Source organism: Bacillus sp. MN7755, from assembly GCF_054771475.1.
Window position 1 is genome coordinate 1 of record NZ_BTRL01000003.1, and the last position, 19,797, is coordinate 19,797.

The following is a 19,797-nucleotide window of genomic DNA, read 5'->3' on the forward strand; positions in this document are numbered from 1 at the left end:
TTTCGCGTTATCATCTTTCCATGTTTTCGTTCCTTCTACTTTTGTTTCGCCTACTTTTGTATTTGTGATATCAGTACCACTTACTTTGGATTCATATCCTGGTACTGCTTGTTCTTTCACTTCATACTTGTACGCTGCTCCGTTTGCATCGTATGCCTGAAGTTTTTCAAACGTGTACTTCCAATTTGTTGCCGCTGTTACTTCTTTTGTATCTACTACTTTACCGTTTTGTAAAAGGTCTACTTTGATCATTTCCGGACGATCTTTCGCGTTATCGTCTTTCCATGTTTTCGTTCCTTCTACTTTTGTTTCGCCTACTTTTGTATTTGTGATATCATAACCATTGACTTTGGATTCGTATCCATCTACCGGTTGTTCTTTCACTTCATACTTGTATGCTTTTCCATTTGCATCGAACGCTACTAAATCTTTAAATTCATACTTCCAACCTGTTTCTTTGCTGACTTCTTGTGTCGCAATCACTGTACCGTTTTGTAGTAAGTCTACTTTGATGGCTTTATGCTCTTCCTCTGTGCCACCTTTCCACGTCTTCGTTCCTGCAACTGATGTCTTGCCTACTTTTGTATTCGTGATGTCATAACCATTGACTTTGGATTCGTATCCGTCTACTGCTTGTTCTTTCACTTCATACTTATATGCTTTTCCGTCTGCATCGGTTATCGCCAAATCTTTAAATTCATATTTCCATCCTGTTGCTTCGCTTACTTCTTGCGTCGCAATCACTGTACCGCTTTGTAGTAAGTCTACTTTAATCATCGTTGGACGACCTTCCGCATTTCCGTCCTTCCATGTTTTCGTTCCTTCTACTTTGGTTTTTTGTACCACTTTTGTATTTGTAATATCATAACCGTTTACTTCTGTTGTGTATCCATCTATCGGTTGTTCTTTTACTTCATACTTGTACGCTACTCCATTTGCATCATACGTTGCTAGGTTGTCGAATTTGTATTTCCAACCATCTGCCGCTGTTACTTCTTTCGTGTCTACTACTTTCTCATTTTGTAGTAATTCTACTTTGATTGAACTTGGACGATCTTTCTCGTTATCGCCTTTCCACGTCTTGGTCCCTGCAATAGATGTAGTTTTCACCTTATTCGGAATTGGCAACTTAACTCCATTTACAGCATCTGATTTAACTTCAAAAATTACTTTTGCTTGAGGATCGAAATCAACATAGTCTGGAGCTGAAACTTCTTTCACATAATATTTACCTGGTTGTAAATTAGGGATTTCAATTATCCCTTTTTCATCTGTTTTATATACATCTCCAACTTGTTCATCAGGCTCTTTATACAACTTAAACGAAACATTTGGGATTACTTTTTCTTCATCCCCTTCAATATGCTTCACAATTTTTAGTGTTCCTTTTGGAGTCACGTTACCTTCAGCACCACCGCCAGCTGTCATATTTTCGACTGGATGAGTACCCGATTCATTAACTGGTTCCTTGTTTAGAACTTGGTAATCAATCGTATAATCATTCTTAAAAAACTCTTGCTTCTTCCCAGCTTCCGTTATAGTAGATGTATAACCAATCGAAAAGGAGGCAAGACGCGCTTTATCCTTATTAAGCACAACTTTAAATGATTTGTCTCCAGTAAAGGTAATCGTTCCGTAACCTTGCTTTTCAAGCTCTTGTAGCGTTAAAGATCGACGACCTATATAATCATCTACAATTATATAGAAACTATCCTTATTAAGTGTTTGACCTTCCTGTAAATTATCAGTCACAACAATATCACGACTTAACTCTTCTTTAGCCAAGTTTATATTCAAGAACCAACGTACTTCATCGCTCTTACCTGAGTTCATATCACCAGTTTTATAAAAAAATGGTGGCTTTCCAGGATCTGTACCCCCACCACTGCTTGGGCCGGTAATTGTTACAGATTGCTTATCTACATTTGTACCGAAATTGGTTTCAATCTCTTTCTTTTCATCCGTTCCTACATTAGCAGCTTCCACAAAAAAGTTTAAATACCCTTTAATATTTTGATGTGTACTCACTTTATCATTAAATGTACATACCACAGTACCTGCAGTGACTTTACAAGTACCATAATCATCTAATAGAAACTCTGTATTTAATCCTTTTAATTCTGGAGGCAGTGTTAATGTTAGTGTGTCTCCAGACTTCAGCTTAAGACTATCTTTTTCACTGAAGTTTATAGTTACTTTAGTCCGTTGTCCGATAGAAAGATCTGTTTTATCAATCTTAAAACTATCCACAAGTCCTAATGTATTTAATTCTTGTGCGTTTGCTACTATAGGTAAAAGACTCTGACCTATAGTAAACATGAAAATCATTATAATCGAAAAAATAGAAGTTATTCTCTTTAAATACATACTTTATGTTAGCCTCCTCATAATTTAAAATATAAATAGTTTCTGGTACAAACATGTTATGATGAAAATTCTATTATCCAACTATTTCACCTACGTATTTTTAATAGCTATTATGATTTCTCTTCCCCCCTTCACTACTACTTAACAACTTGAAACTTGATTTTTTATAAGTGTATCTAACATTTTCGACACGCCTACAATTATGTACTTTTGACCTATATTTTTTAATAGGAACATAGATAAACTTTGACAAAAAAGTTTAAATAATAAATACATATAGACGACAGATACTGGAATACATTTAAAATCAGGAAAAAATGATTTAAAATGCATTCCAGACGAAACTCATGACAACCATTCTTCTTTTTGTGCCTTAGGGATTATAAAATGATTATTCTATGTGTAAAAGATTTTAGTGCGGGCAAATATAGACTAACTACTTCACAGCAAATATGCATCCTATCAACTTCCATACTTATCGTTCTGAAAAATAACGAAAATTAAGGGTTATAGTCGAAATAAGCATACCAACAAAAAAACTTGTAAATGTGGAGCGAGTTAAAATATTACGGACGAAGTATTGTTTGTCTATGAAGATAAAAGAAATATTCTCCAAATCTGAATAAAGTGAAACAAGTTTGGGGGTAACTAAAAACGATTGTGATTTTCAACTGATTTCATGTGAATTTTGCAGAAATACGGGAATCAGTCTTTTCATTTTTGGAGTATATAAATGGGTGTCGAGAAAAAGGGTTTCTCCTGATGGATCTGATTCTAGAGCTATGTCAAAAAATTAAAATAAACCTACATATCATCTATCCGCTAAAAATTTTTAATTTCTTTACGAATAATAAAATATTTATATATACTTATATACATTTATGTATTAATATATATATAAAAGATGTTAAATCAAAAATAAGAGTTGTATATCTCCTCATTATTTTTATCGAATCTAAAAAATCAAGTTGATTAGCACCAAATCCTTGACTCCTTAAATAAGAAGTTTTGAGGATTACCTACTCAGTTGTTAGATAGATTATAATTTTAAGTACACTTACCTTGATTGTAATAACATGATTTAAAGCAATTACAACATTCCCTATTAGCATTTCATCAATAAATAATACAGACATGCCTTTTTTCGTAATTCCCCCAAAAAACAACAAATTTTTTCCATAGTCTATTATTCTAGAATTGTTACCAAAAATCAATAGTTAATTGTTGCTCCCCATTTTTACTTCATTATTATAAGGCATCTTTAGGTTAACCGATTATCCTATTTTACATATCATATTCTGGCTAAGGTTGACCACCCTCATATAATTCTCCTTAATTTACACAACATTATATGTTTAGGTTTTTCAGAAAAAGCCACCTTTCTTCTAAAAGTAATAGCATCTATATCCTCATTAAAAATATACAAATAATTCAGGTTGCACTTTTCTATTTCTCAATATAAATTAATTAAAATAAAGAAAATATATAATAAAGTCTTTATCCGTCTTCTTTTGTCAATCCAAAAGAAAAACAATTAGTTATAGCAAAAATCACCTACTTTAAAGTGGTGATATTTTATTGAGAAAAAATATATATGCATAAAAGCATATTTTTTCCTACTCATTATCGTATACAATATTTACTGTAACAAAAACGATTACAACTAATAGGGAGGCTTTTCTACTATGAAAAAAATGATTTTAGCTGGTGCGTTAACTTTAGCAGGAATTACTGGTGCTACCGCATTTATTCCTGAAACAAAAGCTGCGGCTGCCGCTCAAGAACAAAGTTTCACAAAATTTTATTCTTTGCAAACTGGAGGTAGTTCTGAACAAGAACCTATTTTCCTTCAAAAGGGACAAGAGCTAACAATTCAACCTAACAGTAAAACTCCTAGTTACAGTGTTTATGACTCAAATCATAATCTTATTGGACGTTATTCTGATGGTTACGGCCGTATTTTCACTGCAAAAACGGATGGAAATATGTATGTTCAATTTCATGCACCCTTCGTTTACTACAGTCCTGTGAGCTTTTCTGTTACTTATACTATTCAATAGAAAAGAGGTCCTTTACAGGGCCCCTTTTATTTCTCTTCCCAATTCACTTTTACAAATCCATCTTTCACCATTACACCACTTATATTAAACACATATTTTTCATTTGCTTTCAATGTAACTGTAAAAGTACCTTTTTTCGATTCACAAATTTCCTTTAATTCGTTTATACCTCCTCCTTGTCTTTCATATACGCTAAAGCATAAGTTCCCTCGTTTTGCATCTGTCTCATAAGAAAATGTCACTTCTGTATCCTTTTCATACTGAAGTTCAATATCTTTACCGGCAATATCCCATGATGAGAATTTTGCCTCGTAACTTGTCTCCCCTTGCTTCTCATTTTCTAAATATATATCTCCTGCTCTCCACGCATCATCTAACGTTTGCGCAAAAGTAAAACCACTAAGTAATACAAACATTGTACTTGCCAATATCGCAACTAATATTACCTTCTGTTTTTTAACAAAATTCATCTTATATTCTCCTTCAACTTTCTTTTTACTTCTTCTCACCATATATAATAAAAACCCAATAAAGAATGGCAATATAACCGCTAAAACACTCCATCCTTTACTCATTTGATGTGCTTTAGCATCTGTATATACCCATGATGCAACACATATTAAAAGTGCTATAAAAGCTAAAAACATTGTCACTCCAGCTACTTCAAATATTACAAACGGATTAGCGAACTCTTTCATGTAATTTATACTCCTTCTTTAAAAATGACTGTATTACAACATATATCTGAATGTATACGTGCATCATAATAAAGACTGCTATAATAATTGGAATTTTGTTATCTAAATGAGTAACAAATTGTTCTATAACAACTGTTAACAAAACAATCCAAATGGCGTGAATACAAATCATCCATCTCTTCTCTAACTTCTGAGCCTTTCGCACGCCCTGCTTCGTATTATTTATCAGCTCTTCGCTAGGAATCATCTCTCCCGCTAAACTACTTTTTATCTTTTGATCAAATTTATCTTCCTTCATAAACGAACCCCTCCAAATGTTCTCGCATTTGCCTCTTCGCATAATTAAGGCAGTATTTCACCGTACCAATTGGTATATTTAATATTTCACTCATTTCTTTGTAAGAATATTGTTCATAGTAGTAGAGTACGAGCACAGTTTTATATTTTTCATTTAATAACTGTATAACTTCTCGTATCATTTCTGCTTCGACTTTTTGAATAAATTCTTCTGATATATTCACATCATCTGCATGCTCTATTTCTCCACCATCTTCTTTATGAAATAAATCCAATACACGATCTTTCCACCTTTTCTTTTTCCGATAAAAATCATAAAACGTACGAACACAAATTGTAGTAATCCACTTTTTATAATTCTCCACGTAAGAGAGTTGGTACCGCGATGAAAAAACTTTTATCCACGTCTCTTGAAAAATATCTTCCGCGTCTTCTTTCGTCTTCGCTAACTTATAGCATAAGGAATATATTTGCTGCTTATATATATCAATTAATTCTTCTACCTTTTCTGCCATCATAAACCTCCTGTCATTTATATAAGACGACGCAAATTCTCCTTTTGTTTGATAAAATTTTATTTTTTTATTATCTCCACACAAAAAGGCAATCACAACATCGTGTGATTGCCTTTTACTGAAAAACGAAAGTCCGCTTCCGCTTTTCTTTATGTCCAGCTCTGCCTCCTAGCCCCTTCTGTCTAAGAACCTTCCCCACGAGAAGATAAAATGCATCTTCTGTGGGAAAGAACCTTAGCCTTCGGGACTAAACAGTCGGCTCCGCTTTTCTTTATTACATTTTTTCTGGTGCAGATACTCCTACGATTGCTAATGCGTTTTGAAGTGTAGTGCGTACTGCTTTCATTAATTCGTAACGAGCTTTACTTAATTCTAAGTTATCTTGGTTTAATACTTTTTCTGCATTGTAGAAGCTGTGTAGTGCTGCAGCTAATTCAAATGCATAGTTTGTAATGCGGTGTGGCAGACGTTTTTGTGCTGCATCCGCAACTACAGCTGGGAATTCACCAAGTTTTTTCAGTAACTCTACTTCTTTCTCAGAAGTAACAAGTTTGTAGTTCACGTCTCCGCCTGTAGCTAATCCTAACTCTTCACCTTGACGAAGGATACTGCATACACGAGCATGAGCATATTGTGCATAGTATACTGGGTTTTCATTAGATTTTGATACAGCTAAGTCCATATCGAAGTCTAAATGAGAATCACCGCTACGCATTGCGAAGAAGTAACGCATTGCGTCCACGCCTACTTCTTCCATAAGCTCACGAAGTGTAACTGCTTTACCTGTACGTTTACTCATCTTCATTTTTTCACCGTTTTGGTATAGTTGTACCATTTGGATGATTTCTACTTCAAGTGTTTCTTTATCGTAACCTAACGCTTGAATAGCAGCTTTCATACGAGGAATGTAACCATGGTGGTCAGCACCCCAAATGTTAATTAACTTATCGAAACCACGCTCTAATTTATCACGGTGATACGCGATATCTGGCGTTAAGTATGTGTAAGAACCGTCGTTTTTAATTAATACACGGTTTTTGTCATCGCCGTAAGTCATTGAACGGAACCAAGTTGCGCCGTCTTCTTCAAAGATTTCTTCACGCTCTTTTAATACAGCAAGAGCTTGATCGATTTTTCCGTTTTTGTATAATGAAGTTTCTGAGAACCATACATCAAATTTAACACGGAAGCTTTCTAAGTCTTTTTGAAGTTTTGCTAATTCATATTTTAAACCGTATGAACGATAGAACTCATAGCTTTCTTCAGCATCAGCTTTTGCATAACGATCGCCAAATTCTTCAGCTAAACGCTTACCGATTCCAATGATATCCGCACCATGGTATCCGTCTTCTGGCATTTCTTTCTCTAGGCCTAAAGCTTGCATGTAACGAGCTTCAACAGAAAGAGCTAAGTTATGAATTTGGTTACCAGCGTCATTAATATAGTACTCACGAGATACATCGTACCCTGCTTTTGCTAATAGGTTACATAGAGTGTCACCTACTGCTGCGCCACGTGCATGTCCTAAGTGAAGGTCACCTGTTGGGTTCGCAGATACGAACTCAATTTGTACTTTTTCACCTTTACCAGTATTCGTTTCACCGTAAGCTTCGCCAGCGTTAACGATTGTTGGAATTAAGTCTGTTAAGTAGCTATTATCCATGTAGAAGTTAATGAAACCAGGACCTGCGATTTCAATTTTTTCAATAGAAGCTTTTGCTTTATCGAAGTTTGCAACTAATTCTTCTGCAATCATACGAGGTGCTTTTTTCGCAACGCGTGCAAGTTGCATTGCCATGTTTGTAGAGAAGTCACCATTTGTTTTATCTTTTGGAGATTCTAATACAACGTTTGGAATCTGTTCTTCTGTTGCTAATTCTGCCTTTAATACAGCAGCTTGAATTTCTTCTTTAATCAATCCTTTTACTTGTTCTAAAGAATTCATTATTTTGCCTCCTTCAAATTAAGTGTAATTGTATATCTGCCAGCTTCTTGTTCACTTAGAAGCAATGCGTACGTTAAGAAGAGTTGTCCTTTTTTCTTTTCATCCGACCATTTAAAAAGAACGTTATCAGTCTTTGTTTGCAATGCAAACGTACCAAGTTCACTCGTGTACGTACCAGTTGTCCATTCACCTTTCACATGCGTTTGACGCATTGAAACAGCACCTGAACGCATAATGAGAACTTGTTCATCTTGAATTTTAATAATTGTTTTCACTTCGCCCTGTTCGTTCGGCTCTTGGAATGTTACATATGTACCTTGACCTTTTACATAGTATTGACCATTTGCTTCAAAAGCAACGGTTTCCTTCCTCGCCCCTTCACGGATTTCTGTTACGAAATGAACGTGTACCGGCAAGCCTGCAAGTTGTTTCTCCACGTCTTGCACACCTTTCAAATGTTATAGATATTAAATAATGTATATAATAAATCACTTTTCCTATCATATCAAAAAAAACCTCTGTCTGTCTGCTGAAAAATCAGGAAAACTCCATTTCAAAAAATAATTCACTTTCACTTTATTTCATATGATAAAATATTTTTTAAATCTAAATATTCTTTCATTTAAAGGGGTGAGTTATGTGCTACCAACAAGATTGAAAAAAGGTGATGAAATTAGAGTTATTTCACCATCTTGTAGTTTAAGTATTGTCTCAACTGAAAACAGAAAGCTTGCTATAAAAAGATTAGCCGACATGGGCTTTCAAGTTACATTCTCAACATATGCTGATGAGATAGATCGATTTGCTTCCTCTTCTATTTCTTCACGCGTTCAAGACTTCCACGAGGCATTTGGAGACCCTAATGTAAAAGCCATTTTGACGACACTTGGCGGATACAACTCTAATGGTTTATTAAAGCATCTCGATTATGATCTAATTCGAGAAAATCCGAAGTTTTTCTGTGGCTATTCTGATATTACCGCTTTAAATAATGTAATTTACACAAAAACAGGACTTGTTACATATTCAGGACCCCATTTCTCTTCATTTGGAATGAAGAAAGGACTCGAGTATACGAACGATTACTTTTTAAAATGCTTAACTTCTAATGAGCCTATTGAAGTCCTGCCCTCTGAAACATGGAGCGATGATTCTTGGTATGTAGATCAGGAAAACCGAGATTTCATTAAAAATGAAGGATACTTTTCAATTCACGAAGGCGAAGCAACTGGAGAGATTATCGGTGGTAATATGAGCACATTGAATTTACTGCAAGGTACACCATATATGCCAAATTTACAGGATAAAATTTTATTTCTTGAGGAGGATAGCTTAACTGGAAAAGCTACTCTTAAAACCTTTGATCGTTATTTACATTCCCTTATGCAGCAACAAAATTTTGAGTACGTAAAAGGCATCGTTATAGGAAAGATGCAAAAAGATGCAGAATGTAAGATAGAAGACATTCAAGAAATGATTACTTCAAAACCTGAACTTGCACATATTCCTATCATTGCAAACGCAAGTTTCGGGCATACAACCCCAATTTTCACTTTCCCAATTGGTGGACGTGCAAAAATCATGTCTAACAAAGAAAAAACATCTATCACTATTTTAACGCACTAAAAAAGGAGCGAATAAGTCGCTCCTTTTATGGTTTTTCTATTTTTTGCAACGCTTTTTGTGGGATTGACTCTTTTGGGATTTCAGCCCACCCTTTTCCTTGCATACCTTTTGCATAAATTTTTATAAACGCCCCTGTATGCAATTCACGGTTCATCATTCTTTTAACAACTTGTAACTTTCCGTCTTCTGTATACCCTTTAAATGTATACAAGTAATCTCCGTCTTTTTTCTCACCTTTATCTATAACCGCATAATAATCTTGTATTTCTTTATTTGAAAAGAAGTTGTCTACAAAAGCATGTACACCTTCTGTTTTTGTGTTCAAATAGTACGCTGTTCCACCTAGAATGATGGCGAATACAACCAAAACTTTAATTACCAATTTCATACATGCGCCTCCTGTTTGCACTTCTTTTTCCCTAGTCATATATCCATACTTGTATTATACGAAAAATGACATACTATACTCTATCTAAACACCTTACACTTTCCTTACATTATTGTAAGGCATTTTCACCTTATAGCAATTTCCCAATAAAAAATTTTTCCGTTTCATGAACTTTTATATTATTATTGAATGATACAAATTTTTATTACAAAAATCAAAGGAGACAGTTTTCAAATGGCTATCTTGCAAGGTTTAGCACTATTACTTGTTGTACTTTGTCTATTTACACTTTTTAGTTATCGTGCTCCTTACGGAATGAAAGCAATGGGTGCTTTAGCTAATGCAGCAATCGCAAGTTTTCTTATTGAAGCATTTCACCGTTATATCGGTGGAGAAATGTTTCATAATGACTTTCTACAATCAGTAGGAGAAGCTTCTGGTAGTATGAGTGGTGTCGCAGCGGCAATTTTAGTCGCACTAGCAATCGGTGTTTCACCTGTATATGCTGTTTTAATCGGTATCGCTACTAGTGGATTCGGTATTTTACCAGGATTTTTCGCTGGATACGTTTGTGCTTTCGTCGTGAAATTTCTCGAAAAGAAATTACCAGCTGGTGTAGAGTTTTTAGCAATTTTATTTATTGCTGCACCAATCTCACGCGGAATGGCAATGCTTATGGATCCGCTCGTGAACGCAACGCTCGGTAAAATCGGCTCTATGATTTCAGTTGCAACTACAGAAAGTCCTATCATTATGGGCATTATGCTTGGTGGATTAATCACAGTTATTTCTACTTCTCCACTGAGTTCTATGGCACTAACTGCCATGCTTGGATTAACAGGTTTACCAATGGCAATTGGTAGTCTTGCCGTAGCAGCCTCAGCCCCAATGAACTTTATTTTCTTTAAACGATTAAAAATTTGTTCAAAGAAAGACACAATCGCTGTAGCAATCGAGCCTTTAACACAAGCCGATGTTGTTTCAGCAAATCCAATCCCAATCTATGCTACAAACTTTGTTGGCGGTGCACTTGCTGGTATTATTACATCTCTGTTCCAACTCGTTAATAATGCACCAGGAACAGCATCACCAATCCCAGGACTTCTTGTCTTATTCGGATTTAATGACGTTGTAAAAGTAACGATTGCTGCTGTATTATGTGGAATCGTTACCACGATTGTTGGATACATCGGATCAATCTTGTTCCGTAAATATCCAATTCGTTCTGCTGATGAAATTCGTGGCATTACTTCGGAAGAAAAAGTAGCATAAGAAAAAGAGTTATTCTCATCGTTTGAGGATAACTCTTTTTTGTGTTGTGTGATAGCCAGTGAAATTATATCAGCGATTTTTTTAATATATCGACTTACCGACACATAACGACAAAATAAGAGCCCCCTAATCATATAGGAGGCTCTTATTTTATCCAGCTACAGCGGCTAGAATGATCAGTGGCTTCACTTCTTCCCTCGAGGTAAAAAGCACCTTTTGCAGGAAAGAACTTTAGTCACCAGGTCTAAACAGTCGGCTTCACTTTTATTTCACCCAACCGAGCAGCATTTCCCGCACGAATTTGCTTGCTGCGACTGGTGTTTGATCACTATGGTCGTAGACCGGAGCTACTTCTACTAAGTCTGCTCCAACTACATTTATATTTGAATTTGCAATTGCCACGATGGAATCTAATAATTCTTTAGATGTGATACCTCCAGCTTCTAATGTTCCTGTTCCAGGAGCATGAGCTGGGTCTAATACGTCAATGTCAATTGTGACATAGACTGGGCGTCCTGCAAGTTTCGGTAATACTTCTTTTAACGGTTCTAATACGTCAAATTTATATAAGTTCATACCTACTTCTTTTGCCCATTCGAATTCTTCCTTCATTCCAGAACGAATACCGAAAGAATATACGTTTTCCGGACCAATTAAATCGCACACTTTACGAATTGGTGTAGAGTGAGATAAAGGCTCCCCTTCATACGATTCACGTAAATCAGTATGAGCATCCATGTGGATGATTGCTAAATCCGGATATTTTTTTGCCATTGCCTTAAAAATTGGCCAAGACACTAAGTGCTCACCGCCGAGACCTAGTGGAAACTTATCGGCATCTAAAAGTTCTGATACATACTCTTCAATCATATCTATGCTGCGTTGTGCGTTTCCGAATGGTAATGGGATATCACCCGCATCAAAATATTTTACCTCTTCTAGTTCACGATCTAAATATGGGCTATATTCTTCAAGACCGATTGATACTTCACGAATACGTGCAGGGCCAAAGCGAGATCCTGGACGGTAACTTACTGTCCAATCCATAGGCATCCCGTAAATAACTACCTTTGACTCTTCAAAACTTGGATGACTTTTAATAAATACTTTACCTGAATAAGCTTCATCAAAACGCATATTCTTTTCCTCCTTATGTGGAACTTAAGGTATCCCAACCTTTCATTATTTCTCAAATTTGGAGCGAGCTGCTCCTCTTTCTCGATTTACCGGTGTCTTCTTTTTTACAATAAGAAGACGATTTTCTTTACAGAAGTGTAAATAGCTAGCATGTTCAAGTCTTCTGGACAAACACCTTAAATGAGCTACTTACACTTTATTTGTTCCATACGATTCTCTTACTTAATTAGATCGCCAACAAATTTCGGTAATGCGAATGCTGCATTGTGTAATTCTTTTGTGTAGTATTTCGTTTCGATTTCGTGGAAACGCTCTTCACTTACTTCTAATGGATCATGTTTTTTAGATCCAATTGTGAATGTCCAAAGACCACTTGGGTAAGTTGGAATGTTCGCTGTGTATAAACGAGTAATTGGGAAAATCTCTTTTACGTCTTTAAACACAGTTGTAATTAGTTCTGGTGTGAACCAAGGGTTGTCCGTTTGTGCAACGAAAATACCGTCTTCTTTTAACGCTTTTGAAATTCCAGCGTAGAAGCCTTTTGTAAATAGATTTACGGCTGGGCCTACTGGCTCAGTAGAATCTACCATAATTACGTCATATTCATTTTCGCTTTCTGCGATGTGTAGGAAACCATCTCCTACTTTTACTTCTACACGCTCATTATCTAATGCGCCTGCAATTGATGGTAAGTATTGTTTAGAGTACTCAATTACTTTTCCATCGATTTCAACAAGAGTTGCTTTCTTTACGCTTGGGTGCTTTAACACTTCACGAATAACACCGCCATCGCCGCCACCTACAACTAATACGTTTTCAGGGTTTGGATGTGTAAATAAAGGTACGTGCGCTACCATTTCATGATAAACGAACTCATCTTTTTCTGTTGTCATAACCATGCCATCTAAAATAAGCATGTTTCCGAACTCTTCCGTTTCAACCATATCAAGTTTTTGGAATTCTGTTTGCTCCGTATGTAATGTGCGGTTAATACGCGCCGTAATCCCAAAATGTTTTGTTTGTTTTTCAGTGAACCATAGTTCCATCGTACAATCACGCCTTTCAATGCAAATTTATAATAGGGACATCATTAATGTCCCCTAACAAAAATAAAACAAAACATCCAAAATGTATAGTTAAAAGTACAAAAATACCGAAAATATATTTTAGTCAGAGGGTTCTAACATATGTACGAAAAGGGTTTGCCCCATAACAGGAAAGAAAACCCTTTCTTAAGAAAGGGCTTTTGTCTCTACTTCTACTGGTTTACGAATTGGAATTAGGATCATAATACAACCAATTAACACCACAATTCCACCTACTAAAAATGGACTTTGTGGTGAAACAGTATGACCGATAACTCCTGATAAAATCGGAGCAATTGCGCCTCCTAACCAACGAACAAAGTTATAAACACCTGATGTAACAGATCTTTCATAAGGTGAAATATCCATTACATAACTTGTAAATAATGCATTATTTAATCCTGATGCTAATCCTGATAGAACAATTAATACAATTTGTAACCACATAATTTTCACAAAGAATAGTGCAATTAAGAAAATCGCAAATACGAGTAAACTACCTTTCAATAATGCTTTTGGCTCATATTTACCTTCTAGCTTATGCGCTAAAATTGCAGAACCGTAGGCTAACGCTAATCCCCATCCACAGAATACAAATCCTAATTGAATAGCAGATAAATGCATAATAAGTGGTGAATATGCTAACACAACGAAAAATCCGTAGTAGTATAACATCCCTGAAATCGCACCTTGCATAAATGGCTTATACTTCACTAGGTTAAGTAATTCCCCTACGCCTGCTGCTTTACGTTTCACTTTTCGCTCTGGTTCTTTCACAAAAAAGAAAACTAAAATAAATGCTAAGAAAATTAAAATACTCGTCGCGAAAAACGGATAACGCCAAGAATGTCCACCTAATATACCACCTAATAAAGGCCCGCCTGCCATTCCTAAACCGATAGCTGCTTCATATAATCCAACTGCTTCATGAACCTCTTTACTTAATGCAATCAATAATGTCATCGCCGTTGCGAAGAACATCGCATTTCCTAATCCCCATCCAGCGCGGAAAAGAGATAATTGAGCAATCGTTTGCGATATACCACATATAAACGCAAATACAGTTACGATCGCAAGACCAATTGTCATCATTCGTTTATCACCAAATCTTGATGCAAATATTCCAGCTGGTAACATCATAATTGCCATCGTTAAAATATACGCCGTAAATAACATCTCGACTTGCCAATGCGTTGCACCAATCTTTTCAGCAATAATCGGCAAAATCGGGTCGACTACCCCTATACCCGAAAAGGCAAGAAAGGTAGCCACCACTGTAATCAATCTCCCCAGTTTTCGTTTGCTCTCCATTTTGATTACTCTCCTTTTGTATTCTCTAAAAATGTCACTGCACGATGTAAGCTATCCTCAAGTTCCGCCTTTACACGCTGCATTTGCTCCATTTTCTCGTCTAACGTTTGCACTTGTTTTTCAAGCATCTCTTTAATTTCTTGAATCACTTCACGGTCACGAGGATTCTCGCTATTTCTTCTCTGTTCCATTCTTTCTTTTAACGATAAGAAATGCTGCATTTCTTGTAGCGTAATTCCTAGTACTTCTTTCGCTTCCACAATCCTTTTAATCCTTGCGATATCCTCATCTGTATACAGGCGAATGTTCCCCTCACTACGTTCAGGGGGATGAATTAAACCAATTTCCTCATAATAACGAAGTGTACGTTTTGTTAAACCAACTTGCTTTGTGACTTCATCAATCTTATACATGTTTATTCCTCCCTTCACTTGATTATTACATTTTACGTTAACGTTAACTTTTGTGCAACTGTTAGACTTTTGTAAATGTTTGTCATATTAAATTGTATTTTTTCCAAAGCAGTTTCATAATGGAAGAAAAGAGATGATAAGGAGAATTTCACATGAGTAAACCACTTATTTTCGCTCACCGCGGCGTAAAAGGAACACATCCCGAAAATACGATGATTGCCTTCCAAGAAGCTGAACGCATTGGCGCTCATGGAATTGAGCTTGATGTCCACCTATCAAAAGATGGTGAACTTGTCGTAATTCACGACGAAACAGTCGATCGTACAACAAATGGCATAGGACTTGTTTCCGAAAAAACGGTGGAGGAGTTACAAGCTTTAGATGCTGGTAGCCATAAAGACCCTTCTTTCCAGGAAGCAAAAATCCCAACGTTACGAGAAGTATTTATTTGGCTATCTACAACAAGCTTACAACTCAATATTGAATTAAAAACAGACGTGATTCACTATCCAAGTATCGAAGAAAAAGTTGTGGCTCTTGTTCGAGAATATCATCTATCGAATCAAATTGTATTTTCCTCATTTAACCACGAATCTGTTTCATTATTAGCAGAGATTGCTCCTGAAATCCCAAGAGCGATTTTATATGATACACCACTTGCTGATCCTATCGCTGAAGCAAAAACTAGAGAAGCAACTGGTTTACATCCAAACTTTCAACTACTAACAAAAGAATTTGTTCAACTAGCACAAAAACAAGGATACGTTTTCCGTCCGTATACAATTAACGAATACAAAGATTTACAAACTATGATTGATTATGGCGTAGATGTCATTATTACTGATTGGCCAGCACGCGCCTTTGAGCTCCTTTCTTAATTGAAGGAGCTTTTTGTTTTCCAAATTTCATTGTTTAAAATAACCGAAAACCCTCAATACTAATACAATAATGTTTGTATGAATGAGGGGCTGAAAAAGATGGATCAAACTATGAATCCGAAACTTAAAAAATATAAACGTCTTTTCTTCACCGTAATGTTTTCTTCTGTTCTTTTTTTCGTTTTTTCCTTTTTTGTTATTATTATAGTTGCAAAAATTATGGGACCTCCTCCTGTTGCTGTCCCGCAAACAAGTGTCTTTTACGCTAATGATGACACTGTTATAGGACAAAGTAATGAAATGCAAAAACGCTACAATGTATCTCTCAATGAAATCTCTCCTTATGTAAAAGAGGCGACACTATCTATCGAAGATCAACGATTCTACAAACATCATGGCTTTGATATGAAGCGTATTGCTGGTGCCATTGTTGCTGATTTAAAAGCGATGGCAAAAGTCCAAGGTGCTAGTACAATTACACAACAATACGCACGTAATCTGTATTTAGATCATGATAAAACGTGGAAACGTAAACTATTAGAAGCAATGTACACAATCCGCCTTGAAGTAAACTATAATAAAAATCATATTTTAGAAGGATATTTAAATACAATTTATTACGGGCATGGTGCTTATGGAATCGAAGCTGCGTCTCGTCTATATTTCGATAAAACAGCAAAAGAATTAACATTAGCGGAGGCTAGTATGCTCGCAGGAATCCCGAAAGGACCTAGTGTCTACTCTCCCTTTTTAAAAGAGGATCGTGCGAAAGGACGACAATCTCTCATATTAGATGAAATGGTAGAACAAGGTTATATTACGAAGAAACAAGCAACTTCAGCGAAGAAAGAGCCATTAACTTTTGCCTCATTGGATACAAAAAAAGTCGCAGAGATTGCACCTTATTTCCAAGATGCTGTACAAGCTTCTCTTCTTCGTGATATCGGATTAGATGAACAAGCCTTACAAAAGGGTGGCCTGCGTATTTATACAACACTAGACCCTAAACTACAATCAGTTGCAGAGCAAGCTGTAAGAGATCACATACCTGAAACAACAAACATACAAACTGCTCTCGTCTCTATGAATCCAAAAACAGGTGAAGTAGCTGCCCTTGTGGGAGGCACCGATTATAATAAGAGTCAATTTAACAGGGCTACACAAGCCGTTCGTCAGCCTGGTTCTACATTTAAGCCATTTCTATACTATGCAGCACTAGAACGAGGATTCACCCCTGCTACGCGCTTAAAAAGCGAATACACGGTATTTACTTTAGGTGATGGTGTTTCAAAGTATAAACCAAAAAACTATAAAGATTATTATGCAGATGATTTCGTAACGATGGCACAAGCTCTCGCAGTCTCCGATAACATATATGCTGTGAAAACAAATTTATTTTTAGGTGAAGATATCCTTACAAAAACAGCGAAACAATTCGGAATTACGAGCGCATTAAAAGATGTTCCGTCTCTTGCTCTTGGCACATCTCCTGTAAAGCCAATTGAAATGGCAAATGCTTATAGCATGTTCGCAAACGGTGGAAAAGAAGTAAAACCGATTTTTATTCGCCGCATTATGGACCATGAGGGAAACATATTATACGATGCTCATCTGGAGAGTAAACAAGTCCTCGATAAAAGCAAAACGTTTGTCATGGAAGAAATGATGACAGGTATGTTTAATAAAAACCTAAGTAGTTATGCCGCTGTAACTGGCCAATCGATGTTATCAAAACTATCAAGAACATATGCCGGAAAGTCTGGTTCTACAGAAACAGATAGTTGGATGATTGGGTTTACCCCGCAACTTGTAACTGGTGTGTGGGTCGGATACGATCAACCTAAATCGATTTCAAACGTAGCAGAACAAGGATATGCGAAAAAAATATGGACCGATACGATGGAAAAAGGATTAGATGGACAGCCTAAAAAAGAGTTCAAAAAGCCAAGTGATGTCGTAGCGGTGAATATTAACCCTGAAAACGGTAAGATTGCTACAAAAAATTGTCCAATTTCAGTGAAAATGTATTTTGCAAAAGGTACAGAGCCGACTGAATATTGTATGGATCATGTTGATGATAAAGAGGAATTTGAAAAAACAACTGAAGAAAAGAAAAAGACGGGTTGGTGGAAAAAATATCTCCCGTGGTAAGAAAGCTATCGTCATTCTTTGTCGGGAAATGGATACTCCTTTTCGAATCGTTGATATATTTTCCTATCCCATGGTCCCGATCTCCCAAAACAAAAAGGATGTCACCTAGTCAACAATCGACTAGTGAGACATCCTTTTCTTTTATTCACTTAATAATGCACGGCGCAATTCTTCACTAGACTCGTTCCAAATTGCTTCATTATGTTCTTTCAAGAACGTACCAAGTACTTTTTTAGATGATTCATCCATATGGTCAACCATAATGTGACGCTTCATTGATTTATCCATTTTGTTTACGTGCTCTGGAAGTGATTTATATCCACGGCGAATTTCACGGTCTACTGTCATTTCACAAGCTGTTACACCTGCGTAATAAGCACCTGTTGTAGTTCTTTCAATCGTCACCCAAACAAGCCAAAATGGTTTACCGTTTGGAACTTCATCTTTATTTGTTAAAAACTTAATCCCTTTTTCTACTGTACTACGCGCATGCATCGCACCGATATCAACGAATGCTGTTTTCTCTAGTACATCGACAAATACAGGCGAAATGTTTTCTAGACTTAATGCCCCAACGCCAAAACCACCATGTCCATCTGTTGAATCATTTTTCACGATATTAAAACCGATTTTTTTCTTTTTCTCTGTCATATGTAAACTCCTCCTCACTTAATGATTATAAAAGGCCAAAAATAGGCGCAATGATACTGTCTAAAAATACAAATACATATGGAATGACAACATTGAAAATAGGTTGAATTGTATAATTGCTAAGCGGTGTAATAACAAGAATTAATAACGCTATTGCTCCATACTTTTCATACTGTGTCATTTTCGCACGAATATTTGTTGGTGCTAGATCTTCCACAACTCGATACCCATCAAGTGGCGGAATTGGTAATAAGTTAAATACAAGTAATACGATATTAAGCATAATAAAAATTCGGAAGAATTGAGCCAACGTATCTGCTACTGCAAATGGAATTGAGTCTAACACACCAAATGTTAATAGGCTATACCAAATAATTAAACCAATTGCACTTAAAATTAAGTTACTAATCGGTCCTGCAATAGAAACTAATATCCCTGCAAGACGTGGCTTTTTAAAGTTGTACGGGTTAACAGGCACTGGTCTTGCCCAACCGAATCCAAGAATTAATACAGCAATCATCCCGATAGGGTCTAAGTGAGCCATCGGTGATAACGTTAAACGCCCTTGTTTTTTTGCTGTATCGTCTCCAAATTTATATGCAACATATGCATGCGCAAATTCATGAACTGATAACGCAATAATAATGGCCATTGCTACCAACGGAATTTGGTGCAACGGATATCTAAATAACTGATCCATGATTCATCTCCTCTTCAATATGTCAAAAAAGAAAATATTTGTTTTTTCGATTGTTCTTCCCCATAATCCGCTATAATAAGAGTGTAACTTACATAAAAGGAGCGATTATATATGCCATACGTAACAGTGAAAATGCTAGAAGGACGCACAGAGGAACAAAAGAAAGCTCTTGCTGAGAAAGTAACAGCAGCAGTAAGCGAAACAACTGGTGCTCCTGAAGAAAACATCGTTGTTTTCATCGAAGAAATGTCTAAAAACCATTATGCAGTTGGCGGAAAACGCTTAAGCGACAAATAATTTCAA

General features: G+C 36.1%; 19 protein-coding genes. 6 read left to right on the forward strand and 13 right to left on the reverse strand.

The features are described from left to right. The coding region (locus tag ACYVEC_RS02515) for a Cna B-type domain-containing protein (protein ID WP_460505556.1) at positions 1 to 2,367 on the reverse strand (2,367 nt) is incomplete at its 3' end. A gap of 1,685 nt (positions 2,368 to 4,052) precedes the next feature. Here ACYVEC_RS02515 and ACYVEC_RS02520 point away from each other — a divergent pair. After that, the gene (locus tag ACYVEC_RS02520; protein ID WP_063223907.1) at positions 4,053 to 4,427 is read left to right on the forward strand and encodes a hypothetical protein; all 375 of its coding nucleotides are present in this window, start codon (positions 4,053 to 4,055) and stop codon (positions 4,425 to 4,427) included. Between the two features lie 26 nt (positions 4,428 to 4,453). On the opposite strand, the gene ACYVEC_RS02525 is transcribed toward ACYVEC_RS02520, so the two are convergent. From ACYVEC_RS02525 to ACYVEC_RS02545, 5 genes are all read right to left on the reverse strand, one after another. Continuing rightward, positions 4,454 to 5,125: an anti-sigma factor gene (locus ACYVEC_RS02525; RefSeq protein WP_147786823.1), complete on the reverse strand. Its 672-nt coding sequence runs from the start codon at positions 5,123 to 5,125 to the stop codon at positions 4,454 to 4,456. Next, positions 5,109 to 5,423, reverse strand: coding sequence for an anti-sigma factor (locus ACYVEC_RS02530; protein WP_199677979.1), 315 nt, complete (start codon positions 5,421 to 5,423; stop codon positions 5,109 to 5,111). Before ACYVEC_RS02530 ends, ACYVEC_RS02525 begins: the two co-directional genes overlap by 17 nt. Then, a complete protein-coding gene (locus tag ACYVEC_RS02535; RefSeq protein ID WP_147786824.1) occupies positions 5,410 to 5,937 on the reverse strand; it encodes an RNA polymerase sigma factor in 528 nt (175 codons plus the stop codon). The genes ACYVEC_RS02530 and ACYVEC_RS02535 overlap by 14 nt, the downstream gene beginning before the upstream one ends. Positions 5,938 to 6,211: 274 nt before the next feature. Continuing rightward, a complete protein-coding gene (gene argS / locus ACYVEC_RS02540; RefSeq protein ID WP_098556248.1) occupies positions 6,212 to 7,882 on the reverse strand; it encodes an arginine--tRNA ligase in 1,671 nt (556 codons plus the stop codon). After that, positions 7,882 to 8,319, reverse strand: coding sequence for a YwiB family protein (locus tag ACYVEC_RS02545; RefSeq protein ID WP_000414868.1), 438 nt, complete (start codon positions 8,317 to 8,319; stop codon positions 7,882 to 7,884). Before ACYVEC_RS02545 ends, argS begins: the two co-directional genes overlap by 1 nt. A gap of 202 nt (positions 8,320 to 8,521) precedes the next feature. Between ACYVEC_RS02545 and ACYVEC_RS02550 the strand changes: the two genes are divergently transcribed. Next, positions 8,522 to 9,508 carry a S66 family peptidase gene (locus ACYVEC_RS02550; RefSeq protein ID WP_460505560.1) on the forward strand — a complete coding sequence of 329 codons (987 nt, stop codon included), beginning with the start codon at positions 8,522 to 8,524 and terminating at the stop codon, positions 9,506 to 9,508. A gap of 25 nt (positions 9,509 to 9,533) precedes the next feature. On the opposite strand, the gene ACYVEC_RS02555 is transcribed toward ACYVEC_RS02550, so the two are convergent. Continuing rightward, a complete protein-coding gene (locus tag ACYVEC_RS02555; protein ID WP_063223913.1) occupies positions 9,534 to 9,896 on the reverse strand; it encodes a YxeA family protein in 363 nt (120 codons plus the stop codon). A gap of 234 nt (positions 9,897 to 10,130) precedes the next feature. Here ACYVEC_RS02555 and ACYVEC_RS02560 point away from each other — a divergent pair, with 234 nt between their 5' ends. Continuing rightward, complete coding sequence (locus ACYVEC_RS02560) at positions 10,131 to 11,168, forward strand: PTS sugar transporter subunit IIC (protein WP_063223914.1); 1,038 nt, start codon at positions 10,131 to 10,133, stop codon at positions 11,166 to 11,168. Between the two features lie 264 nt (positions 11,169 to 11,432). On the opposite strand, the gene speB is transcribed toward ACYVEC_RS02560, so the two are convergent. From speB to ACYVEC_RS02580, 4 genes are all read right to left on the reverse strand, one after another. Beyond that, positions 11,433 to 12,305 carry an agmatinase gene (gene speB / locus ACYVEC_RS02565; RefSeq protein ID WP_063223915.1) on the reverse strand — a complete coding sequence of 291 codons (873 nt, stop codon included), beginning with the start codon at positions 12,303 to 12,305 and terminating at the stop codon, positions 11,433 to 11,435. A gap of 218 nt (positions 12,306 to 12,523) precedes the next feature. Continuing rightward, a complete protein-coding gene (gene speE, locus ACYVEC_RS02570) occupies positions 12,524 to 13,351 on the reverse strand; it encodes a polyamine aminopropyltransferase (RefSeq protein WP_000424696.1) in 828 nt (275 codons plus the stop codon). 186 nt (positions 13,352 to 13,537) lie between these two features. Continuing rightward, entirely contained in the window at positions 13,538 to 14,701 is a 1,164-nt protein-coding gene (locus tag ACYVEC_RS02575) for an MFS transporter (RefSeq protein ID WP_098556245.1), read from the reverse strand. A 5-nt stretch (positions 14,702 to 14,706) separates the two neighbouring features. Beyond that, entirely contained in the window at positions 14,707 to 15,114 is a 408-nt protein-coding gene (locus ACYVEC_RS02580; protein WP_000276566.1) for a MerR family transcriptional regulator, read from the reverse strand. Positions 15,115 to 15,266: 152 nt separating this feature from the next. On the opposite strand from ACYVEC_RS02580, the gene ACYVEC_RS02585 reads away from it, so the two are divergent. Both ACYVEC_RS02585 and ACYVEC_RS02590 read left to right on the forward strand, forming a co-directional pair. Next, positions 15,267 to 15,992 carry a glycerophosphodiester phosphodiesterase gene (locus tag ACYVEC_RS02585; RefSeq protein WP_063223919.1) on the forward strand — a complete coding sequence of 242 codons (726 nt, stop codon included), beginning with the start codon at positions 15,267 to 15,269 and terminating at the stop codon, positions 15,990 to 15,992. 99 nt (positions 15,993 to 16,091) lie between these two features. Next, on the forward strand, positions 16,092 to 18,143 hold the full coding sequence (locus ACYVEC_RS02590) for a transglycosylase domain-containing protein (RefSeq protein ID WP_098556243.1): 2,052 nt from the start codon (positions 16,092 to 16,094) through the stop codon (positions 18,141 to 18,143). A 141-nt stretch (positions 18,144 to 18,284) separates the two neighbouring features. Here ACYVEC_RS02590 and ACYVEC_RS02595 read toward each other — a convergent pair whose 3' ends face one another. Both ACYVEC_RS02595 and ACYVEC_RS02600 read right to left on the reverse strand, forming a co-directional pair. Beyond that, positions 18,285 to 18,794, reverse strand: a complete 510-nt coding sequence (locus ACYVEC_RS02595; protein WP_460505565.1) for a YwhD family protein — start codon at positions 18,792 to 18,794, stop codon at positions 18,285 to 18,287. Positions 18,795 to 18,819: 25 nt separating this feature from the next. Further along, positions 18,820 to 19,494 (reverse strand): site-2 protease family protein, encoded by a 675-nt coding sequence (locus ACYVEC_RS02600; protein WP_060632996.1) that lies wholly within the window; start codon positions 19,492 to 19,494, stop codon positions 18,820 to 18,822. Between the two features lie 111 nt (positions 19,495 to 19,605). On the opposite strand from ACYVEC_RS02600, the gene ACYVEC_RS02605 reads away from it, so the two are divergent. Then, positions 19,606 to 19,791: a 2-hydroxymuconate tautomerase gene (locus ACYVEC_RS02605; protein WP_001147171.1), complete on the forward strand. Its 186-nt coding sequence runs from the start codon at positions 19,606 to 19,608 to the stop codon at positions 19,789 to 19,791. Positions 19,792 to 19,797 lie beyond the last annotated feature (6 nt).

Excerpts from the sequence above, each read along its gene's own strand:
- ACYVEC_RS02520 (WP_063223907.1), top strand. The coding sequence starts at position 4,053 with ATGAAAAAAATGATTTTAGCTGGTGCGTTAACTTTAGCAGGAATTACT.
- ACYVEC_RS02525 (WP_147786823.1), bottom strand. The coding sequence starts at position 5,125 with ATGAAAGAGTTCGCTAATCCGTTTGTAATATTTGAAGTAGCTGGAGTG.
- ACYVEC_RS02530 (WP_199677979.1), bottom strand. The coding sequence starts at position 5,423 with ATGAAGGAAGATAAATTTGATCAAAAGATAAAAAGTAGTTTAGCGGGA.
- ACYVEC_RS02535 (WP_147786824.1), bottom strand. The coding sequence starts at position 5,937 with ATGGCAGAAAAGGTAGAAGAATTAATTGATATATATAAGCAGCAAATA.
- argS (WP_098556248.1), bottom strand. The coding sequence starts at position 7,882 with ATGAATTCTTTAGAACAAGTAAAAGGATTGATTAAAGAAGAAATTCAA.
- ACYVEC_RS02555 (WP_063223913.1), bottom strand. The coding sequence starts at position 9,896 with ATGAAATTGGTAATTAAAGTTTTGGTTGTATTCGCCATCATTCTAGGT.
- ACYVEC_RS02560 (WP_063223914.1), top strand. The coding sequence starts at position 10,131 with ATGGCTATCTTGCAAGGTTTAGCACTATTACTTGTTGTACTTTGTCTA.
- speB (WP_063223915.1), bottom strand. The coding sequence starts at position 12,305 with ATGCGTTTTGATGAAGCTTATTCAGGTAAAGTATTTATTAAAAGTCAT.
- speE (WP_000424696.1), bottom strand. The coding sequence starts at position 13,351 with ATGGAACTATGGTTCACTGAAAAACAAACAAAACATTTTGGGATTACG.
- ACYVEC_RS02575 (WP_098556245.1), bottom strand. The coding sequence starts at position 14,701 with ATGGAGAGCAAACGAAAACTGGGGAGATTGATTACAGTGGTGGCTACC.
- ACYVEC_RS02580 (WP_000276566.1), bottom strand. The coding sequence starts at position 15,114 with ATGTATAAGATTGATGAAGTCACAAAGCAAGTTGGTTTAACAAAACGT.
- ACYVEC_RS02585 (WP_063223919.1), top strand. The coding sequence starts at position 15,267 with ATGAGTAAACCACTTATTTTCGCTCACCGCGGCGTAAAAGGAACACAT.
- ACYVEC_RS02590 (WP_098556243.1), top strand. The coding sequence starts at position 16,092 with ATGGATCAAACTATGAATCCGAAACTTAAAAAATATAAACGTCTTTTC.
- ACYVEC_RS02595 (WP_460505565.1), bottom strand. The coding sequence starts at position 18,794 with ATGACAGAGAAAAAGAAAAAAATCGGTTTTAATATCGTGAAAAATGAT.
- ACYVEC_RS02600 (WP_060632996.1), bottom strand. The coding sequence starts at position 19,494 with ATGGATCAGTTATTTAGATATCCGTTGCACCAAATTCCGTTGGTAGCA.
- ACYVEC_RS02605 (WP_001147171.1), top strand. The coding sequence starts at position 19,606 with ATGCCATACGTAACAGTGAAAATGCTAGAAGGACGCACAGAGGAACAA.